Consider the following 16077-nt stretch of genomic DNA (forward strand, 5'->3'; position numbering starts at 1 on the left):
CGACGGGGGCATGGCGGTCATTGTGCCCGCCGCGGCCGCCCCGACCGTGCCGGTGCCGCCGCACCCGGCGGTGTCGGCGCCGGTGGCTACGCTCCGCCGGTGACCCTCCCGCCGTCGACCGGGCCCTGGCAGTCCGGGGCTGCCGTGCGCGCCGTGCAGCGGCGCACCCTGGTGCTGCTGTCCCTGGCCCAGGTGGCCGGCGGCATCGGGTTCGGGGCCGGGCTCAGCGTCGGGATCCTGCTGGCCACCGACGTGACCCGGTCCGAGGGGTGGGCCGGGGTGGCCCGCACGTCGACCACGGTGGTCGCGGCGGCGGTCGCCCTGCCGTTGGCCCGGGCCGCGGTGCGCTCCGGGCGTCGGATCTCGTTGACCACGGGGTGGGCGGTGGCCGCACTGGGATCGGCCCTGCTGGTCGCGGTGGCGGGCATGACCCCGTCCGCCCCGGCCACCCTGCTCCTGGTGGTGGGACTGGGGCTCACCGGCGCCGGCTCGGCCGCCTCCCTGCAGAGTCGGTACGCCGCGGTCGATCTCGCCCCGGACGACCGGCGGTCGCGACAACTCTCCCTGGTGGTGTGGTCGACGACCGTCGGCACCGTCCTCGGACCCAACCTGGGGGTGCCGGGCGAGGCCCTGTCCCGGGCGCTGGGGTTGGCCCCGATCGCCGGTGCCTTCGTCATCGCGACCGTCATGCAGCTCGTGGCCGCGCTGATCACCTCGGCCCTGCGCCCCGACCCCCTGGTGCTGGCCGGCCGGTACGTTGCTCCCCGCGCCCCCGGCGCCGGAGAGCGGCCGTCGGCGGTGGCGGCCCTGCGCCGGGCCTGGGGGCAGCGGCCGTCCCGGCTCGCGCTGATCGCGTTGTGCGCCGCCCACACCGTGATGGTCGCGGTGATGACCATGACCCCCGTGCACATGGACCACCACGGGGCCTCGCTCGCCCTGGTCGGCCTCACCATCAGCCTGCACGTGGTCGGCATGTTCGCCTTCTCGCCGTGGGTCGGCGCCGCGGCGGACCGGTTCGGCCGCATCCCGGTGCTGGCCACCGGTGCCGGCGTGTTGCTGCTCGCCCTGCTCGTGGCCGGCACCTCCGGCGACTCCATGGCGCGGGTCACCGTCGGCCTGGTGCTGATCGGGGTGGGCTGGTCCTGCGCCCTGGTCGCCGGTTCGGCGCTGCTCACCGAGTCGGTCCCCGAGGCCGATCGGCTGGCCGTGCAGGGCGGGTCGGACGCCGCCATGAACGTGGCCGCGGCGATCGGCGCCGCAGCCTCCGGTCCCCTGCTCGGCCTGATCGGTTTCGCCGGGCTGTCCGGCTTCGGCGCCGTGCTATTGGGTCTCGCCCTGCTGCTGACGCTGACCGGCCCGGACCGTCGGGTGGCGGCATGACCCGACACGTGCCCCCTGTGTTCACCGTGGCCGAACTCGAGGCGGTGCTCGCCCGTGGCTGGCGGGGCCTCACCGAGGTCGAGCTCGGCGGCTGGCTGCTGCGGGCCGCGGACGGGTTCACCTCCCGGGCGAACTCCGTGCTGCCCCTGGGACCTCCCGGTCGCGACCTGCCGGCGGCGCTCGCCGTGGTCGAGTCGTTCTACCGGGAACGGGGCCTGCCCCCCACGGTGCAGGTGCCCGTCGACGCACCGGGGTCGCCCCTGGCCCGGTTGGACACCACCCTGGCCGAACGCGGCTGGACCGTGCTCACCCCCAACCTGGTGATGACGGCCGACCTCGACGTCCTGACGACCCGGCTGCCGCCGGGTCCGGACGCGTTCCTGGTCACCACCGCCGTCCCGGACGAGGAGTGGCTGACCGGCTACCTCTACCGCGGGACGTCGCTGCCCCCGCATGCCCGGAAGGTGCTGGTGGCCACCGATCTCCCGGTCTTCGCCTCGATCCGGGATGCCCGGGGCCAGGCCGGCGTGGCCCGGGGTGCGGTGAACGACGGGTGGCTGGGCATCTCCGCGGTGACCGTCTCTCCCGACCGGCGACGGGAGGGTGTCGGCACCCGGCTGATGGCCGGGCTGGCGCGGTGGGGCGGGATGCACGGCGCCGCCCGGGTCGCCCTGCAGGTCGACGGGGGCAACGAGGCGGCGCTTACGCTGTACCGGGGGCTGGGTTTCACCGTCCACCACGGGTACCACTACCGGCGCGCGCCGGACGGGTCGGCGACGGGCGCCTCGTCCGGCACACTTCCCGGGTGAGTCGTCATACCGTGCGCGCCCGCCTCCTCGCCCTGACCCTGTCCGCTGTCGTCGCCGCGACGACCGCGGCGTGCGGATCGACCGAGCAGGCGCTGCGGGCGGAGGCGGCGGAGACCGCGACGTCCGGCGGGACGACCGTCGAGAACCCGGCGGACGACCTGCCGGGCTTGTCGGCCTGCCGGCAGGACGGCATGTTCACCCTGCTGTCCGGCCTCGTCGAGGCCGTGAACGCGCACGACCCGGCCGCGGTGTCCGAGATCTTCACCTCCGACGCCCGGTGGAGTGTCTACGACCATTTCGGCAGCAACGCCCTGGTCGGGTCCGCGGCCCTCGGCGGCTTCGCGACCGAGGTCGGTCAGCGCGGGGACCGCTGGACGTTGACCGGCATCGAACCGCCCGAGGAGGACCTCGACGCGACCCCGCCGGTGGCCACCTCCGTGGTCCGGGTGACGGTGACCGCGGCCGGCCGCACCCTCGAGCGACGGGCCAAGGTGACGGTCGACTGTTCCAGCGGGCGGCTGGAGCGGATGGCCGGACCGCACTCGATCGGCTGAGGCGCCCGACTGTGTCAGGAGCCGGGGAGGAACAGGCAGAACGGGTGGCCGGCCGGGTCGAGGTACACCCGGACGCCGTCCTCGAACTGGTGCTCGGACAGGCGGGCCCCGCAGGCCAGAGCGTGCGCCCCGGCCTCGTCCAGGTCGTCGACCAGGAAGTCCAGGTGCAGCATCATCTGCTGCCCACCCGGTGCGGGCGGCCACACCGGCGGGACGTGGTCGGGTTCGGTCTGGAAGGACAGTCCCTGCGCCGGCCCGCGGAGCTTGACCCAGTCGGGTTCGTCCGCGACCGTCTCCCAGCCCAGCAGGTCCCGGTAGAAGCGGGCGAGCTCCTGGGCCGAGGCAGCCCCGAGCACGATGGAGGCCAGGGTGATGCGCGGGCGTCCGGCGGTCATGAGCTCCCCCAGGTCGTCATGCGGTGGTCGGCAGCGACCCGTCGTCGAAGCAGGTCCGGGTGCCGGTATGGCAGGCGGCGCCGGTCTGGTCGACCAGCACGAGCAGGGCGTCGCCGTCGCAGTCGCGCCGCACCTCGACGACACGTTGCACGTGCCCGGAGGTGTCGCCCTTGACCCAGAACTCCTGGCGCGAGCGGGACCAGTAGGTGGCCCGGCCGGTGGTCAACGTCCGGGTGACCGCCTCGGCGTTCATCCAGGCGACCATCAGCACCTCCCGGGTGTCGTACTGCTGGGCGACCGCGCAGACCAGCCCGGCGGCGTCGAAGCGCAGCCCGTCGACCGCGGTGACCACCTCGGCGTCGGCGGTCATGCCGGGACCGCCGTGCGGCGGACCGGGTAGCCGTCCTGGGCCAGCCGTTGTTTGACCTGATCGATGCTCAGCTCGCCGAAGTGGAAGACCGAGGCGGCGAGGACGGCGTCGGCCCCGGCGGCGACGGCCGCCGGGAAGTGCTCCAGCGTGCCGGCACCCCCGGATGCGATGAGCGGGATGCCCACGGTGCGGCGGAGCTCGGCCAGCATCGCGGTGTCGAAACCGTCCTTGGTGCCGTCGCTGTCCATGGAGGTCAACAGGATCTCCCCCGCGCCGGCCTGCTCGGCCTGGCGCGCCCAGGCGACCGCGTCGATGCCGGTGCCCTTGCGGCCTCCGTGGGTGGTGACCTCGAAACCGGACGGGCAGGCCGGTTCGTGGTCGACCGAGACCCGGCGGGCGTCGATGGCCAGCACCACGCACTGGGAACCGAACCGGTCGGCCGCCTCGGACAGGAACTCCGGGCGGGCCACGGCCGCGGAGTTGATCGACACCTTGTCGGCGCCCGCGCGGAGCAGGGCGTTGATGTCGTCCGTGGTGCGCACACCACCGCCGACGGTGAGCGGGATGAACACCTGTTCGGCAGTGCGCCGGATCATCTCGTAGGCGCTGGCGCGGTTGTCGCTGGTCGCGGTGATGTCCAGGAAGGTGAGCTCGTCGGCGCCCTCGGCGTCGTACCGGCGGGCCAGTTCCACCGGGTCGCCGGCGTCGCGAAGGTCGACGAAGTTGACGCCCTTGACCACCCGGCCCTCGGACACGTCCAGACAGGGGATCACCCGCACCGCGACAGTCACGCCGAACAGCCTACGAGCCCTCGCGGGATCTGCCGGACGCGCGGCGGGGAGACCCGCTCAACCGGCGTCGGCGAGCACCACGACCTTCACCTGGCGGCCGCTCGAGGCGTCCTCGAAGGCCTCGGCGACCCGGCTCAGCGGGTACTGCGCGGTGATCATGTCCGCCGGCCGGACCAGGTCGGCCTCGAGCATGGCGATGGCGTCCCGGTAGTCCTCCCGGATGTAGGTGGCGCTGCCCTGGATGCGGACCTGCAGGTCCTGGATCTCCGGGAGCGGCACGGTGACCGGGGCGGCGGGGACGCCCACCACGACCACGGTGCCGCCCTTGAACGCGAGCGCCATGGCCTGGTCCACGGTGGCCTGCACCGACACGCAGTCGAAGACGACGTCGGCGCTGCCCCCGAGATCGGCCCGGACGTCGTCGACCAGCCCCGCGGACGCGGCGTCGTGCACGGAGTCGGCGCCCAGCCGGAGCGCGAGATCCCTTTTGCTGTCCAGGGTCTCGCTGACGGCGATGCGGGCGGCGCCGGCGCGGCGGGCCGCGGCCAGGGTGAGCAGGCCGATGGTGCCGGCGCCCAGGATCGCCACCGTCCGCCCGGTCAGGTCGGGGCCGGCCAGCCGGACCGCGTGCACCGGGGTGGAGAGGGGCTCGATGAGCACGGCCTGCAGATCGGTCAGCGCGTCCGGCACCGGGACCAGGCGGTCGGCCGGGATGACGAACTCGTCGGCCAGCCCACCCGTCGGTGCGGTGCAGCCGAAGAAGGACATGGTGGCGCACAGGTTGTAGCGACCGTCCCGGCAGTACTTGCAGTGCCCGCAGGCCAGGATGGGTTCGACGACGACGCGGCTGCCGACGGCGAGATCGACTCCGTCGCCGACCGCCCGGACGACACCGACGACCTCGTGTCCCGGGTGGTACGGCAAGGGCACGAAGGGATGTCGACCGTGGGAGGCGTGCACGTCCGATCCGCAGACACCCACCACGACCATGGTCACGAGGGCCTCGCCGGCGGCGGGGGTGGGAACGGCGGCGGGCACCAGATCGACCTGCCCGGGGGCGGTGACGACGACCTGGCGAACGGTGGCAGGCATGGCGGGCTCCGGTTCTGCGCCGGGAGGGCCTGGCCCGGGCCCGCGCACCGTAGCCCGCACGACCCCCGTGTGTCACCGGTGACATGTCCGGCCCGGATGTCCTACGCTCCACGGACCGCCGCTCACCGACCGCGCCCGCGGGCGTGCCCGTCGACGTGTGTCCCGTTGCGGTGACGTCCCCGGCAGGAAGGTGCCCGTCCATGAAGGCCGTGCTGTACAGCGGAGCCGGCGACTACGCCGTCACGGAGGTGCCGACGCCCAGTCCGGCCGCCGGTGAGGTGCTCGTCAAGGTCACCCAGGTCGGGGTGTGCGGCACCGATCAGCACATCCACCACGGCGAGTTCGGCGCGAAGTTCCCGCTCATCCCCGGCCACGAGGTGGTGGGCACGGTCGCCGAGATCGGTGCGGGCGTCACCCGGGTCACCGTCGGCCAGCAGGTCGCGGTGAACCCGAACATCCCCTGCCGCTCGTGCTCGTACTGCCTGTCCGGCCGGTTCATCCTGTGCGAGAACGCGCTGGCCCTGGGCGTCAACCAGCCCGGCTTCTTCGCCGAGTACGCCTGCGCCGACGAGAATCTCGTGTTCTCCGCGGAGGGCCTGGACCCGGACACCGCGGTGTTCACCGAACCGGCCGCGTGCGCGATGCACGGCCTGGAGACCGCGCAGGTCCGGCCGGGGTCGACCGCCCTGGTGCTGGGCGCCGGGCCGACCGGCCTGCTGCTCGCCCAGCTGCTGGCCACCGGCGGCGCGTCGTCGGTGACGGTCGCCGCGCCGACCGCGTTCAAGCTGGACACCGCCCGTGCCCTGGGCGCGGACAACACCGTGCAGATCGACCGGGACGACGCCGCGGCCAACATCGAGAAGCTGCGGGCGGCGTCCCCGGACGGGGACGGCTACGACCTGGTCGTCGAGGCGACCGGCTCCCCCGCCGTCGGGGAGATCTGCGTGCCGCTCACCCGCAACGGCGGCACCGTGATGATCTACGGGGTGACCGGCGAGGCGGACCGCATCGCGATCTCGCCGTACGACGTGTTCCACCGGGAGATCACCATCAAGGGCTCGTTCGCCGAGATGACCTCGTTCGGCGCGGCGCTGGCCGCGATGCGCAGCGGGCGGATGAAGACCGACGGCATCATCACGCATCGCTTCACCCTGGACGAGTACCCGCAGGCCCTGGCCGCCGTCACCGGCGACAAGTCCGCCCACAAGATCGTCATCACCGTCTGACGGAGCGGATCTCAGCGCTGGGCGGCGAACCGCACGGCGGCCGACGGACCGGGTACGGCCCGGTCCGTCGGGAGTTCCAGCGTGAACAGTGCTCCGGGGGCGCCGTCCGGCCGGGAGCCGCAGTGCACGTCCCCGCCGGAGGCGCGGGCGATGGCGCGGGCGATGGGCAGGCCCAGTCCGGACCCCTGCCCGGCCCGGGATTCCGACAGCCGGACGAAGCGGTCGAAGATGCGTTCCCGTTCGGTGTCCGGAACCCCCGGCCCCTGATCGGCGACGAGCAGGGCGACCCGCCCTGGGTCGGCGCCGTCGCGGGTGACCCGGATGTCGACCCGCCCGCCGGGTGGGCTGACCTTGACGGCGTTGTCGAGCAGGTTGGCGACCGCCCGACGGAGGTCGTCCGGGACGACGCGGACGCGAGCCGCCCCGCCGTCCGCGACGGTCTCGTCCCGGACGGCCACCTCGACATCGGGGCGACGCAGCGCCACCGCGCGAGCCTCCTGGTCGGCGAGATCACCCAGATCGACGATCTGCGCGGCGGCCGGAGTGGCGGCGGTGTCCAGGCGGGTCATCACCAGCAGGTCGTCGACCAGCCGGGAGGCCCGCCGGGCCTGCCGGACGATCAGCACGAGCCGTTCCTCCCGCTCGGCGCGACCCAGCAGCTCGGGATCGGCCCGCAGCAGCGAGTCCGACCCGGCGATCACCCCGGCCAGCGGGGTGCGCAGGTCGTGGGAGGCGTCGGCGAGGAACCGGCGCATCCGCTCCTCGGCCTGCCGGGCGGCCAGTTCCGCCGTCTCCAGCGCGTCCAGCATCTCGTCGAAGGCCTGCGCGGTCCGGCCGAGATCGGTGTCCGGGTGGGTCGGCCGCAGGCGGCGACCGCGGGCACCGGCGCCGATCCGCTGGGCCAACGAGGTCATCCGCTCCAGCGGGCGCAGGGCGACCCCGACCACCCGGACGAGCAGCAGCGCGGCCAGCACCAGGGCGATGGCCCCGGCCACGATCTCGATGGTGCGCAGCACCGACAGCGTGCGGTCGATCTCGTTCTCGCTCGCCTGCAGGGTCAGCGTCCCGTCGGTCAGCTCGACGGTGGCGGTCAGCGAGCCGTCCTGTTCGGTGACGGTGACCGTCGGTTCGACGCCGGGTTGCGGCAGCGCCGGCCCCCGCCCGGGGGCGGGTGGGCTCGGCGGCCCGGCGTCGCTCGGTCCCGTTCCGCGACCGATGTACTCCTGCCCCCCGGCGACGAACGTGCTGGAGACGCCGGATCCGGAGAGGTTGTCGGCCAGGCTCTGCCCGGTCACCCCCTGCTCCTGGAGGAAGGCGGCGTATCCGGCGCGGTCGTCCAGCCGGGTGCGCAGATCGGCCCGCAGGGCGTCGCCGAGCAGCGTGGTGACCACCAACCCGAGCACGACGAGCAGGACGGCCAGCAGGGCGACGACCGCGACCACCACCCGGGTGCGCAGGGACACCGTGCGCACCGGCCGGTCCGCCGGTTCCTGCGGTGCGGGCACCGCCGGAACCGTCACGACGACGGGGCGCCGGGCGGCGCGGAGAGCCGGTACCCGATACCGCGGACGGTGTGGATGAGCCGGTCGCCGTGCACCTCCATCTTGCGGCGCAACCCGGACACGAAGGCCTCCACCAGGTTCGGGTCGTAGGCGTCGTAGCCCCAGACCTGGGTGAGGATCTGCGTCTTGGACAGCACCCGCCCCCGGTTGCGGGCCAGATAGGTGAGCAGCCGCAGTTCGGTGGCGGTGAGGTCGACGGGCCGGCCGGCCCGGACGACCACCCCGGCGTCCTCGTCGACGACCAGGTCGGACACCTGGATGACGGACGCGGAGAGCCGCCCGGAGCGACGCAGCACGGCCCGCACCCGGGCGAGCAGCTCGGCCAGCTCGAACGGTTTGACCAGGTAGTCGTCGGCGCCCAGGTCGAAACCGGTGAGCCGGTCGTCGACCCCGTCGCGCGCGGTCACGAAGACCACCGGGATGTCGGCCTCCCCCCGCAGCACGCGGGCGAGCTCGAACCCGGAACGGCCGGGCAGCATGACGTCCAGGATGGCCAGGTCGGGGCGGTGACCGGACACCACCTCCAGCACGCGCTCGCCGTCGGCGAGGGTGGCGACCACGTAACCGTTGTCGCGCAGGGCGTCGGCGACGACGGTGCGCAGGGTCTCGTCGTCCTCGACGAGCAGGACCCGGGCGGGGGTGTCAGCAGGGGCGTTCACGGTGACCACTCTGCCCGCCGACCCTGAGGTTCCGCTGAGGGCTCCGCCCGGTGCCTCCTGATTCAGGTCCGCTTCAGGAGGGGCACGCAGTCTTCAGGGAGTCCGAGCGGCGACCGCCCCCGGACCTCCCGAAGCGAAGGGCTCCACCATGTCGAGCACCCTGCCCGCCGGCCACCCCCTGGCCGCGGCCCCGTCCGCCTCCCCCCGTCGCCGGACCCTGCGCGGTCTGACCGTGGCCGCCGCCATCTCCGCCGCCCTCATCGGTGGCGGCGCCGCGTACGCCTCGGCCGACGAGGGCGGTTCGGTCGATCCGTCGGCCACGTCCAGCTCCGCCCCGGCCGCCCCCGGCACCGACGGCACCGCCCCGGCCGCGCCCATGGCCCCCGCCGACGGCACGGCCACCCCGCCCGCCCCCAAGCCGCACATCGACGGCACCGTCGTCTCCGCCGGCGGCGGCACCATCGTGGTCACCGACCGCGAGGGCTTCACCCGGACCATCCACACCACGAGCAGCACCACCTACGGCGAGGGCCTGAGCGCCGACCTCGCCGCAGGCACCGAGATCCACGCCGAGGGCACCGTCGACTCCGACGGCACCTCCCTGCTCGCCACCGCCGTGAACACCGCCCCGACCCCGCCGGCGCCGGGTGAGGGCCCCGGCAAGGGCGGCCCGCTGGGTGACGGCAACGCCCCGACCCCGCCCGCCCCGCCGGCCGACGGCTCGGCGCCCACCCCGCCCGCGGACGGGTCTCTGCCCACCCCGCCGGCTCCCCCGGCCGACGGCACCGCCCCCACCCCGCCCGCCGACGGGTCCCTGCCCACTCCGCCCGCGCCGGGCAGCGCCACCAGCACGGCGCCGACCACCAGCGCGCCGACCACCACCAGCTGAGCCGAGCTCGGCTCGTCCCCACGGACGACCGGGTCAGGACAGCACGCGAGCGGGCCGCCGGTCGATCTCCGACCGGCGGCCCGCTGCGCTGTCTCCTGACGGGTGCTCCCGCGTCGCCGCGTTGCTCACGCCGGACCGCGTTGCCCGCGGCCGGTCGCGAGCAACCGACCCCGCTGCGAGCAACGCGCCCTCCCGCCGACCGGCCGCCCGATCTCCGTCACCGAGCCCGGCCGGACCTCGCGTGGTGTGATCGCGCCATGGGGATGACGACGGTGACGAAGGGGCAGAATCTGCCGATCGAGGCGGACATCGGACAGCTGCAGGTGGCCGTCCGGTGGAGCGCGACACCACCGGCGGGTGATGTGGACCTGATCGCCCTGCTCGTCGGGGCCGACGGACGGGCCCGGTCGGACGACGACATGGTGTTCTACAACCAGCGATCCACCCCGGACGGATCCGTCGTGCACACCGGCAAGGTGATCGGTGACGGGCACGGCGCCGACGAGGTGTCGATCGACCTGCGGGAGGTGCCGCAGGACGTCACCGCGGTGGTCATCGCGGCCAGCACCGACGGCGCCTTCGCCGACCTCCCCGGCATCGAGTGGCGGGTCCGGACCGCGGACGGGGATCCGCTGGTCGTCTACCCGGTCCGGGACCTGAGCACCGAACGGGCCCTGGTCCTCGGTGAGGTGTACCGCCGCGACGGCCACTGGCGCCTGCGGGCGGTCGGCCAGGGCTGGGCGGGCGGACTGGCGGGACTGGCGACCGACTACGGCATCTCGGTCGGCGAAGCCGAACCCGATGCGCACGACGACGGCGGCACCGACACGCACGACCACCCGGACATGACCGCCGAGGAGCCCGGCACCGAGGAGACCGCCGCGGCCCCGATCCTCACCGGGGACGCGAGCATCGCCCCGTCGGACCGCGACCCCGGAACCGCCGTGCAGACCCACCCGGTCGCGACCCCCGCCACGGATGTGGACTCGGACACGAGAGCGGACTCGGCCGGCGACACCGACCGACCCGACACCGCCGACACCGCCGACATCGCGGACCCCCGCTCGACCGCGACGGTGACGGTGGAGACATCGGTGACCGAGACCAGCATCCCGCTCGCGGGGCAGCCGATCACCGTGCGGACGACGTCCAACCGGTTGACGGTGACGGGTTCGTCGGCGCCCCGTGCGCGCGTCCCGGTCAGCGTGTTGGCCGGCAACGACTCCTGGCGGCGCGCCCGGTTGTTCTCCGTCGCGGGGATCGGCGGGGCGGACGAACAGGAGAACCGGGCCACGGCCGCGCTGATGTGGGTGATGGGGGCGGTCCGCCCGTTCGGCCGGGCCATCACCGCCCGGGCCGGTGCACCCGCGGGGGCGATGGAGACGTTCCTGGAGACCCCGTTCGTGCTGGGCGAGGCCAAGGTGATCCCGGACGGGGTCATCCGGGTGGCCCGCGGCAGGACCACCTGGACCGCGCTGCTCGAGGTGAAGACGGGCAGCAACGACCTGAACCTCGACCAGATCACCTCCTACCTCCGGGTGGCCAGGCGGGAGAAGTTCGACGTCCTGCTGACCGTCTCGAACGAGGTGACCAGCGATCCCGACACCCACCCGGTACTGGTGCCGCCGAAGTTCACCGAGTCGGTGCGCCTGGTGCACCTGTCGTGGTCCGAGGTGATGCACGAACTGCGGATGCTGTTGGCGCACCACCGGTTCACCGAGCAGCTGCCGATGTGGATCCTGGCCGAACTGCTCCGTTACCTGGAGCACCCTAAGTCCGGCGCGATGGCGTTCTCCGACATGAGCCCGTCCTGGGTGCCGGTCCGTGACGGGGTCGCGCAGCGCACCCTCGCCGCCGGTGACCGGCACACCGCACCCGTCGTCGCCGGCTGGCACCGCCTCGTCCGTCAGCTCTGCCTCCGGCTGACCACCCGGACCGGCAAGCCGGTGAAACGTGCGCTGCCGCGCAAGTTGCTGGCCGACCCGGTCCTGCTCGACGAGGACGCGGCCCGCCGCCTGGCCGACGACGGCGTGCTGACCGCCGTGCTGCGGATCCCCGGCGCGGTCGGCACCGTGGCGGTGACCGCCGACGTCCGGACCACCCAGGTCCGGTTGAGCCTGGACGTGCTCGCGCCGACCGAGGGGACACCGGTCAAGCGGGTGCAGTGGCTGGTCCGCCAACTCCGGACCGCACCGGACGATCTGACCGTCGAGGCCCTGTTCGCCCCGCCGACGGAAGGGACGCGCGAGCACCTGGGCGATCTGCGGGACAAGCCCGCGCGGCTGATCGCCGACCCGGCGCAGGCGCCGCGATCGTTCCGGGTCAAGCGGCTGTACCCGTTGGGCACCAAGCGATCCGGGGCGACGGGCAGCGTGGTGGCCTCGGTGACGGCAGCGGTGGACGACTTCTACGACGAGGTCGTGCTGCGCCTGACCCCGTGGGCGCCCCAGGAGACCTCCCCGGGTCCCGCCGACGATCCGGCCCCGGACCTCGACGGGAACGCCACCGGGGACTGACTCAGACCGCGCCCTCCTCCTGCCGAGCCAGCTCCGCCTTCCACTCGCGGAAGCTCTCCTCGGTACGGCCCTGCCGCCAGTAGCCGGAGATCGAGAGCAGGTCCCGCGGGACGCCGCGCTCGCGCAGCAGGTACGGGCGCAGGCCGTGCATCATCTGCTGCGCCTCGCCGTGGGCGAACACGTGGACCCGGCCGGGCAGCCAGTCCAGGCCCCGCACGACGTCCTGCACCGAGCCACCGGTGTCGCGGTGCACCCAGTGCAGGGTGGCGCCGGCGGGGAGCGGCAGGTCGAGCTGGTACCCGGCGCCCTCGACCTCGACGACGACGTGGGCGACGGCGTCGGCCGGGAGGGCCTGCAGGGCGGCGGTGATCGCCGGCAGCGCGGTCTCGTCGCCGACGAGCAGGTGCCAGTCGGCGGTCGGGTCGGGGGCGTAGGCGCCGCCCGGGCCGTTGGCCAGCAGCTGATCCCCCGGCTGCGCCGCAGCCGCCCACGGGCCCGCCACGCCCTGGTCGCCGTGCACGACGAAATCGATGCTGACGGTGCCGGCGTCGTGATCCGGGAACAGCGCCGCGTAGGTGCGGACAACGGGCATGTCCTCCGGCGGCAGCTGATCGCGCAGCGCCTTCAGGTGGAGCGGTTGCGGGTAGGTGACCCCGGGCTTGAGGAACACGAGCTTGACGTACCGGTCGGTGTGCACGCTGTCGCGGAACGCGGAGAGGTCGTCGCTGCGGAAGTGCACCCGGCGGAGGCCGGGGGTGAGCATCTGCGCGCCGGTGACGGTGAGCTGGGTGGGCATGCGGTCCTGCCTTCGGTCGTCCTGTCGGTCCGCCGACGGGCGCGACCACTCGGTAAGGCTACCCTTACCTGGACCGGCCGAGCCGTCGGCCGGGGGGCGGCGAACCTAGAGTGGGCGGCATGCGACGTCGCGGCGCCGGTGCCCTCGTGGTCACCCTGACCGTGCTGGCGGCCGTCGTGGTCCCGAACGTCGGAACGCGATCGGTGCGCGGGTTCGCCCAGGCCGCGAGCATCCCCGCTCCCCCCGCGCTCGGCGACTGCCTGCTCAGCCCGATCTCGATGTCGGCGGGGAACGACGGGCAGTTCCGGACGCCCGATCCCACCGGGGACCTGATCCTGGAGCCGTGCACCGGACGCCGGTACGGCGAGGTCGTGCTGGTGCACGACAGCGGTTCGCTGACGGGGTTCCCGGACGGTGTCCGGATCGCCTACCCGCAGGACGACGCCTGCTGGTCGGCGGCCCAGCGCTTCCTCGGCCTGCCCGACTTCGCCGCCGATCCGACGCCGGTGCTCAGCTACTGGTATCCGGCCGGGAACAGCACCGCCATGGAGCTGGCCCCCGGTGACCTGCCGCGCGCGGCCGGCCGGACCTGGACCGCCTGCGTGGTGCTGGCCACCGACCTCGACGCCCTGTCCCTGGCCTACGGGACCTCGGCCCGGGACGCGTTCTCCACCGGCCGCCCCCCGGACGCCTTCGCGTCCTGCACGGACACGGCGGACATCGCAGCCTTCGAGCCGGTCCCCTGCGATCAGCCGCACCACATCGAGTTCCTGGGGTACTCCAGCGATCTGGTGGGGGCCACCGCGTCGTCGATCGATCGCACCTGCGGTGAGCTCGCCGCCCGCGTGACCCGGATGCCCGATCCCACCGCCGGCGGAGCCCTGCAGGTGCGTGCCGCGATCGGCCACTACGACGAGGGCGGTGTGTTGCAGCCGGGGATGCAGGGGTCCGACGGTGGATTCGCCGACACCGCGGTCTGCCGGGTCATCGCCCCGGACGACCGGCCGCTGACCGGCACCCTGCTCGGTCTGGGCGACCGACCGGTGCCATGGGCCTGACCAGCGCCCCGCGGCGGGACCGGTGATCTCCGACCGGCGCCGCTTGGGGCTGCTCGTGGTCGCGATGTCGGTGCTGCTCGCGGTGATCGTGCCGCAGGCCACCCGCGCCGTGTCCGGGACGGCCCAGGCCGCCGTCATCCCCGGGGCGCCGGCTGTCGGCGACTGCTTGCTGCAACGCATCTCGCTGCGGAACGGGTACGAGACGACCACCGGGTTCACCGCTCCCACGGCGCAGATCGCGCCGTGCGACGGCGCGCGCTTCGGCGAGGTGGTCGGACTGACCCCCGCGCGCGGGATCACCCGGTCCGAGCGGCTGCAGGGCTGCGGCGCGAGCGCGCGGGACTACCTGGGCGCCGGAGACCCCGCGGACGCCACCGGACCGTGGATGCCGTCCATCCGTTCCGGGGTGGTGCTGGCCGGACCGGACGACCTGCAGCGGGCCGCCGGGCAGGACTGGGTCGCCTGCGTCGTCGACCTCAGCCCGTTCGGTACCGACACGGACACCGGCACCTACGACGGCACGGCGCGGGGCGGGTACGACGGCGGTCGACTCCCGTCCGCGTTCGCCCTCTGCCGTTCGGGCCGCGACGTCATCGACGCCGCGGACATCCCCTGCACGCAGGCCCATGCCGTAGAGGTGCTGGCCAGCACCTTCGACGTGCCCGCCACGGCCGCCGCCACCCTGGGCCGGACCTGCGACGCGCTCGCGCGGCGGCTGACCCGGATGCCGGACGTCACCGCGGGTGGTCGGCTCGAGGTCGTGGTGAACAGCGGGTACGTCGGCGCCGACGGCACCCTGTACCCCGGTGCCGACGCCGACGGTCACGTCTCGCTGGCCCAGTGCCTGATCGGCGTGGTCGGCCCGGAGACGTTGAGCGGCACCGTGATCGGACTCGGCGACGCCCCGGTGCCCTGGGCGGGGTGAGCCGGACGTACCGTCGGGCGGACCCGCCGCACGGCGGGCCGCCGCGTGAGCCGGGAGTGACACCGATGGATATGCCCCAGGGACTGCTCGACCTGCTCCGCCAACGCTCCATCTGCTACATCGCGACGACGATGCCGGACGGATCCCCGCAGCTCACCCAGACCTGGGTGGACACCGACGGCACCAACATCATCATCAACACCGTGCAGGGGTTCCAGAAGACGCGCAACATCGAGCGGGACCCCCGGGTGGCCGTCACGATCACCGACCCGCAGGAGCTGTTCCGCTACTACGCGGTGCGCGGCGAGGTCGTCTCGGCGACCACCGAGGGTGGCGTGGAGAGCATCGAGGCGATGGCGCAGAAGTACACCGGCGGCCCCTACCCCTGGTACGGCGGGCGCGATCAGGTGCGGGTGGTGCTGACCATCCGGCCCGACCACGTGCACGGCGTCGGCTGACCGGCCCCCGGGGGGTCAGCCGCGGCGCTGGGATGCGGTGAGCAGCGTGTGCATCGCGTCGAGCTGTGCCTCCATGCGGTCGAGGCGGTGCGCGATGTCGGTCACCGGGGCGAGGTTCTCCCGGGCGTTCTCCCGGATGAACCCCCGGGTGGGCGCCGCACCGGTGGACACCCGGATCTCGGCCAGCTCGCGACCGAGGAACTCCGAGATGGACAGGTTGAGATCGGCCCGGCGACGGTCCTCGCGCAGGGCCAGCTTGTCGCGGTCGTCCTGCCGGTTCTGCGCCAGCAGGATCAACGGCGCCGCGTACGACGCCTGCAGGCTGAGCAGCAGGGTCAGGAACGTGAAGGTGTACGGGTCGAAACGCAGGGCCTCGGGCCCGACGAAGTTCCAGACCACCCACGCGACGATGAACGCCGACATCTGCAGGAGGAACGTCGGGGTGCCCATGTACCGGGCGAACGCTTCGCTGAGCTTGCCGAACGTCTCGGAATCGGGCCTGCGCAGCAGCGGGCGCCGGCCGATGCTCGGTCGATCGAGGTTCTCCGATGGCGACATGTCACTCCCTTCAGCGTTCCGGCGCGACGGCGCCCGAAC

At 73.8% G+C, this 16077-nt stretch carries 17 protein-coding genes; 9 read left to right on the forward strand and 8 right to left on the reverse strand.

Features of this window, described 5'->3' with window-relative positions; genetic code table 11:
* The first annotated feature begins 99 nt into the window (after positions 1-99).
* Genes J2S58_RS03360 through J2S58_RS03370 form a run of 3 tightly spaced genes read left to right on the forward strand, consistent with a single transcriptional unit; the run spans position 100 to position 2743 of the window.
* Positions 100-1380 (forward strand): MFS transporter, encoded by a 1281-nt coding sequence (locus tag J2S58_RS03360; protein WP_205255609.1) that lies wholly within the window; start codon positions 100-102, stop codon positions 1378-1380.
* Positions 1377-2189 (forward strand): GNAT family N-acetyltransferase, encoded by an 813-nt coding sequence (locus J2S58_RS03365; RefSeq protein WP_205255608.1) that lies wholly within the window; start codon positions 1377-1379, stop codon positions 2187-2189. Before J2S58_RS03360 ends, J2S58_RS03365 begins: the two co-directional genes overlap by 4 nt.
* On the forward strand, positions 2186-2743 hold the full coding sequence (locus J2S58_RS03370; RefSeq protein WP_205255607.1) for a nuclear transport factor 2-like protein: 558 nt from the start codon (positions 2186-2188) through the stop codon (positions 2741-2743). Before J2S58_RS03365 ends, J2S58_RS03370 begins: the two co-directional genes overlap by 4 nt.
* A 14-nt stretch (positions 2744-2757) precedes the next feature.
* Here the strand turns inward: J2S58_RS03370 and J2S58_RS03375 are convergent, their stop codons facing one another.
* The 4 genes from J2S58_RS03375 to J2S58_RS03390 are packed head-to-tail and all read right to left on the reverse strand — an operon-like array spanning position 2758 to position 5391.
* Positions 2758-3138, reverse strand: a complete 381-nt coding sequence (locus J2S58_RS03375) for a VOC family protein (RefSeq protein ID WP_205255606.1) — start codon at positions 3136-3138, stop codon at positions 2758-2760.
* Between the two features lie 16 nt (positions 3139-3154).
* The gene (gene hisI / locus J2S58_RS03380; RefSeq protein ID WP_205255605.1) at positions 3155-3508 is read right to left on the reverse strand and encodes a phosphoribosyl-AMP cyclohydrolase; all 354 of its coding nucleotides are present in this window, start codon (positions 3506-3508) and stop codon (positions 3155-3157) included.
* Positions 3505-4299, reverse strand: a complete 795-nt coding sequence (gene hisF, locus J2S58_RS03385; protein ID WP_205255604.1) for an imidazole glycerol phosphate synthase subunit HisF — start codon at positions 4297-4299, stop codon at positions 3505-3507. The genes hisI and hisF overlap by 4 nt, the downstream gene beginning before the upstream one ends.
* A gap of 57 nt (positions 4300-4356) precedes the next feature.
* Positions 4357-5391 carry a zinc-dependent alcohol dehydrogenase gene (locus tag J2S58_RS03390; protein WP_205255603.1) on the reverse strand — a complete coding sequence of 345 codons (1035 nt, stop codon included), beginning with the start codon at positions 5389-5391 and terminating at the stop codon, positions 4357-4359.
* Positions 5392-5591: 200 nt separating this feature from the next.
* Between J2S58_RS03390 and J2S58_RS03395 the strand changes: the two genes are divergently transcribed.
* On the forward strand, positions 5592-6617 hold the full coding sequence (locus tag J2S58_RS03395; protein ID WP_205255602.1) for a zinc-dependent alcohol dehydrogenase family protein: 1026 nt from the start codon (positions 5592-5594) through the stop codon (positions 6615-6617).
* An 11-nt stretch (positions 6618-6628) separates the two neighbouring features.
* Here the strand turns inward: J2S58_RS03395 and J2S58_RS03400 are convergent, their stop codons facing one another.
* Positions 6629-8122, reverse strand: coding sequence for a HAMP domain-containing sensor histidine kinase (locus tag J2S58_RS03400; RefSeq protein WP_205255601.1), 1494 nt, complete (start codon positions 8120-8122; stop codon positions 6629-6631).
* Between the two features lie 11 nt (positions 8123-8133).
* Entirely contained in the window at positions 8134-8838 is a 705-nt protein-coding gene (locus tag J2S58_RS03405; protein WP_205255600.1) for a response regulator transcription factor, read from the reverse strand.
* Positions 8839-8986: 148 nt separating this feature from the next.
* On the opposite strand from J2S58_RS03405, the gene J2S58_RS03410 reads away from it, so the two are divergent.
* Both J2S58_RS03410 and J2S58_RS03415 read left to right on the forward strand, forming a co-directional pair.
* Positions 8987-9727, forward strand: coding sequence for a DUF5666 domain-containing protein (locus tag J2S58_RS03410; RefSeq protein WP_205255599.1), 741 nt, complete (start codon positions 8987-8989; stop codon positions 9725-9727).
* 272 nt (positions 9728-9999) lie between these two features.
* Complete coding sequence (locus tag J2S58_RS03415) at positions 10000-12243, forward strand: TerD family protein (RefSeq protein WP_205256285.1); 2244 nt, start codon at positions 10000-10002, stop codon at positions 12241-12243.
* Between the two features lies 1 nt (position 12244).
* Here J2S58_RS03415 and J2S58_RS03420 read toward each other — a convergent pair whose 3' ends face one another.
* The gene (locus tag J2S58_RS03420; protein ID WP_205256284.1) at positions 12245-13039 is read right to left on the reverse strand and encodes a siderophore-interacting protein; all 795 of its coding nucleotides are present in this window, start codon (positions 13037-13039) and stop codon (positions 12245-12247) included.
* A gap of 119 nt (positions 13040-13158) precedes the next feature.
* On the opposite strand from J2S58_RS03420, the gene J2S58_RS03425 reads away from it, so the two are divergent.
* The 3 genes from J2S58_RS03425 to J2S58_RS03435 all read left to right on the forward strand — a co-directional run bounded on the left by J2S58_RS03425 (position 13159) and on the right by J2S58_RS03435 (position 15480).
* Positions 13159-14097, forward strand: coding sequence for a hypothetical protein (locus tag J2S58_RS03425; RefSeq protein ID WP_205256283.1), 939 nt, complete (start codon positions 13159-13161; stop codon positions 14095-14097).
* Positions 14098-14119: 22 nt separating this feature from the next.
* The gene (locus tag J2S58_RS03430; RefSeq protein ID WP_205256282.1) at positions 14120-15022 is read left to right on the forward strand and encodes a hypothetical protein; all 903 of its coding nucleotides are present in this window, start codon (positions 14120-14122) and stop codon (positions 15020-15022) included.
* A 65-nt stretch (positions 15023-15087) separates the two neighbouring features.
* Complete coding sequence (locus tag J2S58_RS03435; protein WP_205256281.1) at positions 15088-15480, forward strand: PPOX class F420-dependent oxidoreductase; 393 nt, start codon at positions 15088-15090, stop codon at positions 15478-15480.
* 15 nt (positions 15481-15495) lie between these two features.
* Here the strand turns inward: J2S58_RS03435 and J2S58_RS03440 are convergent, their stop codons facing one another.
* On the reverse strand, positions 15496-16038 hold the full coding sequence (locus J2S58_RS03440; protein ID WP_205256280.1) for a DUF1003 domain-containing protein: 543 nt from the start codon (positions 16036-16038) through the stop codon (positions 15496-15498).
* Between the last annotated feature and the right edge of the window lie 39 nt (positions 16039-16077).

This window comes from Nakamurella flavida (genome assembly GCF_030811475.1).
GTDB lineage: Bacteria > Actinomycetota > Actinomycetes > Mycobacteriales > Nakamurellaceae > Nakamurella > Nakamurella flavida.

Bases quoted from the DNA above. Each gene is read 5' to 3' on its own strand.
- J2S58_RS03420 (WP_205256284.1), bottom strand. From the start codon at position 13,039: ATGCCCACCCAGCTCACCGTCACCGGCGCGCAGATGCTCACCCCCGGC.
- J2S58_RS03365 (WP_205255608.1), top strand. From the start codon at position 1,377: ATGACCCGACACGTGCCCCCTGTGTTCACCGTGGCCGAACTCGAGGCG.
- J2S58_RS03425 (WP_205256283.1), top strand. From the start codon at position 13,159: ATGCGACGTCGCGGCGCCGGTGCCCTCGTGGTCACCCTGACCGTGCTG.
- J2S58_RS03395 (WP_205255602.1), top strand. From the start codon at position 5,592: ATGAAGGCCGTGCTGTACAGCGGAGCCGGCGACTACGCCGTCACGGAG.
- hisI (WP_205255605.1), bottom strand. From the start codon at position 3,508: ATGACCGCCGACGCCGAGGTGGTCACCGCGGTCGACGGGCTGCGCTTC.
- J2S58_RS03390 (WP_205255603.1), bottom strand. From the start codon at position 5,391: ATGCCTGCCACCGTTCGCCAGGTCGTCGTCACCGCCCCCGGGCAGGTC.
- J2S58_RS03375 (WP_205255606.1), bottom strand. From the start codon at position 3,138: ATGACCGCCGGACGCCCGCGCATCACCCTGGCCTCCATCGTGCTCGGG.
- J2S58_RS03435 (WP_205256281.1), top strand. From the start codon at position 15,088: ATGGATATGCCCCAGGGACTGCTCGACCTGCTCCGCCAACGCTCCATC.
- J2S58_RS03410 (WP_205255599.1), top strand. From the start codon at position 8,987: ATGTCGAGCACCCTGCCCGCCGGCCACCCCCTGGCCGCGGCCCCGTCC.
- J2S58_RS03440 (WP_205256280.1), bottom strand. From the start codon at position 16,038: ATGTCGCCATCGGAGAACCTCGATCGACCGAGCATCGGCCGGCGCCCG.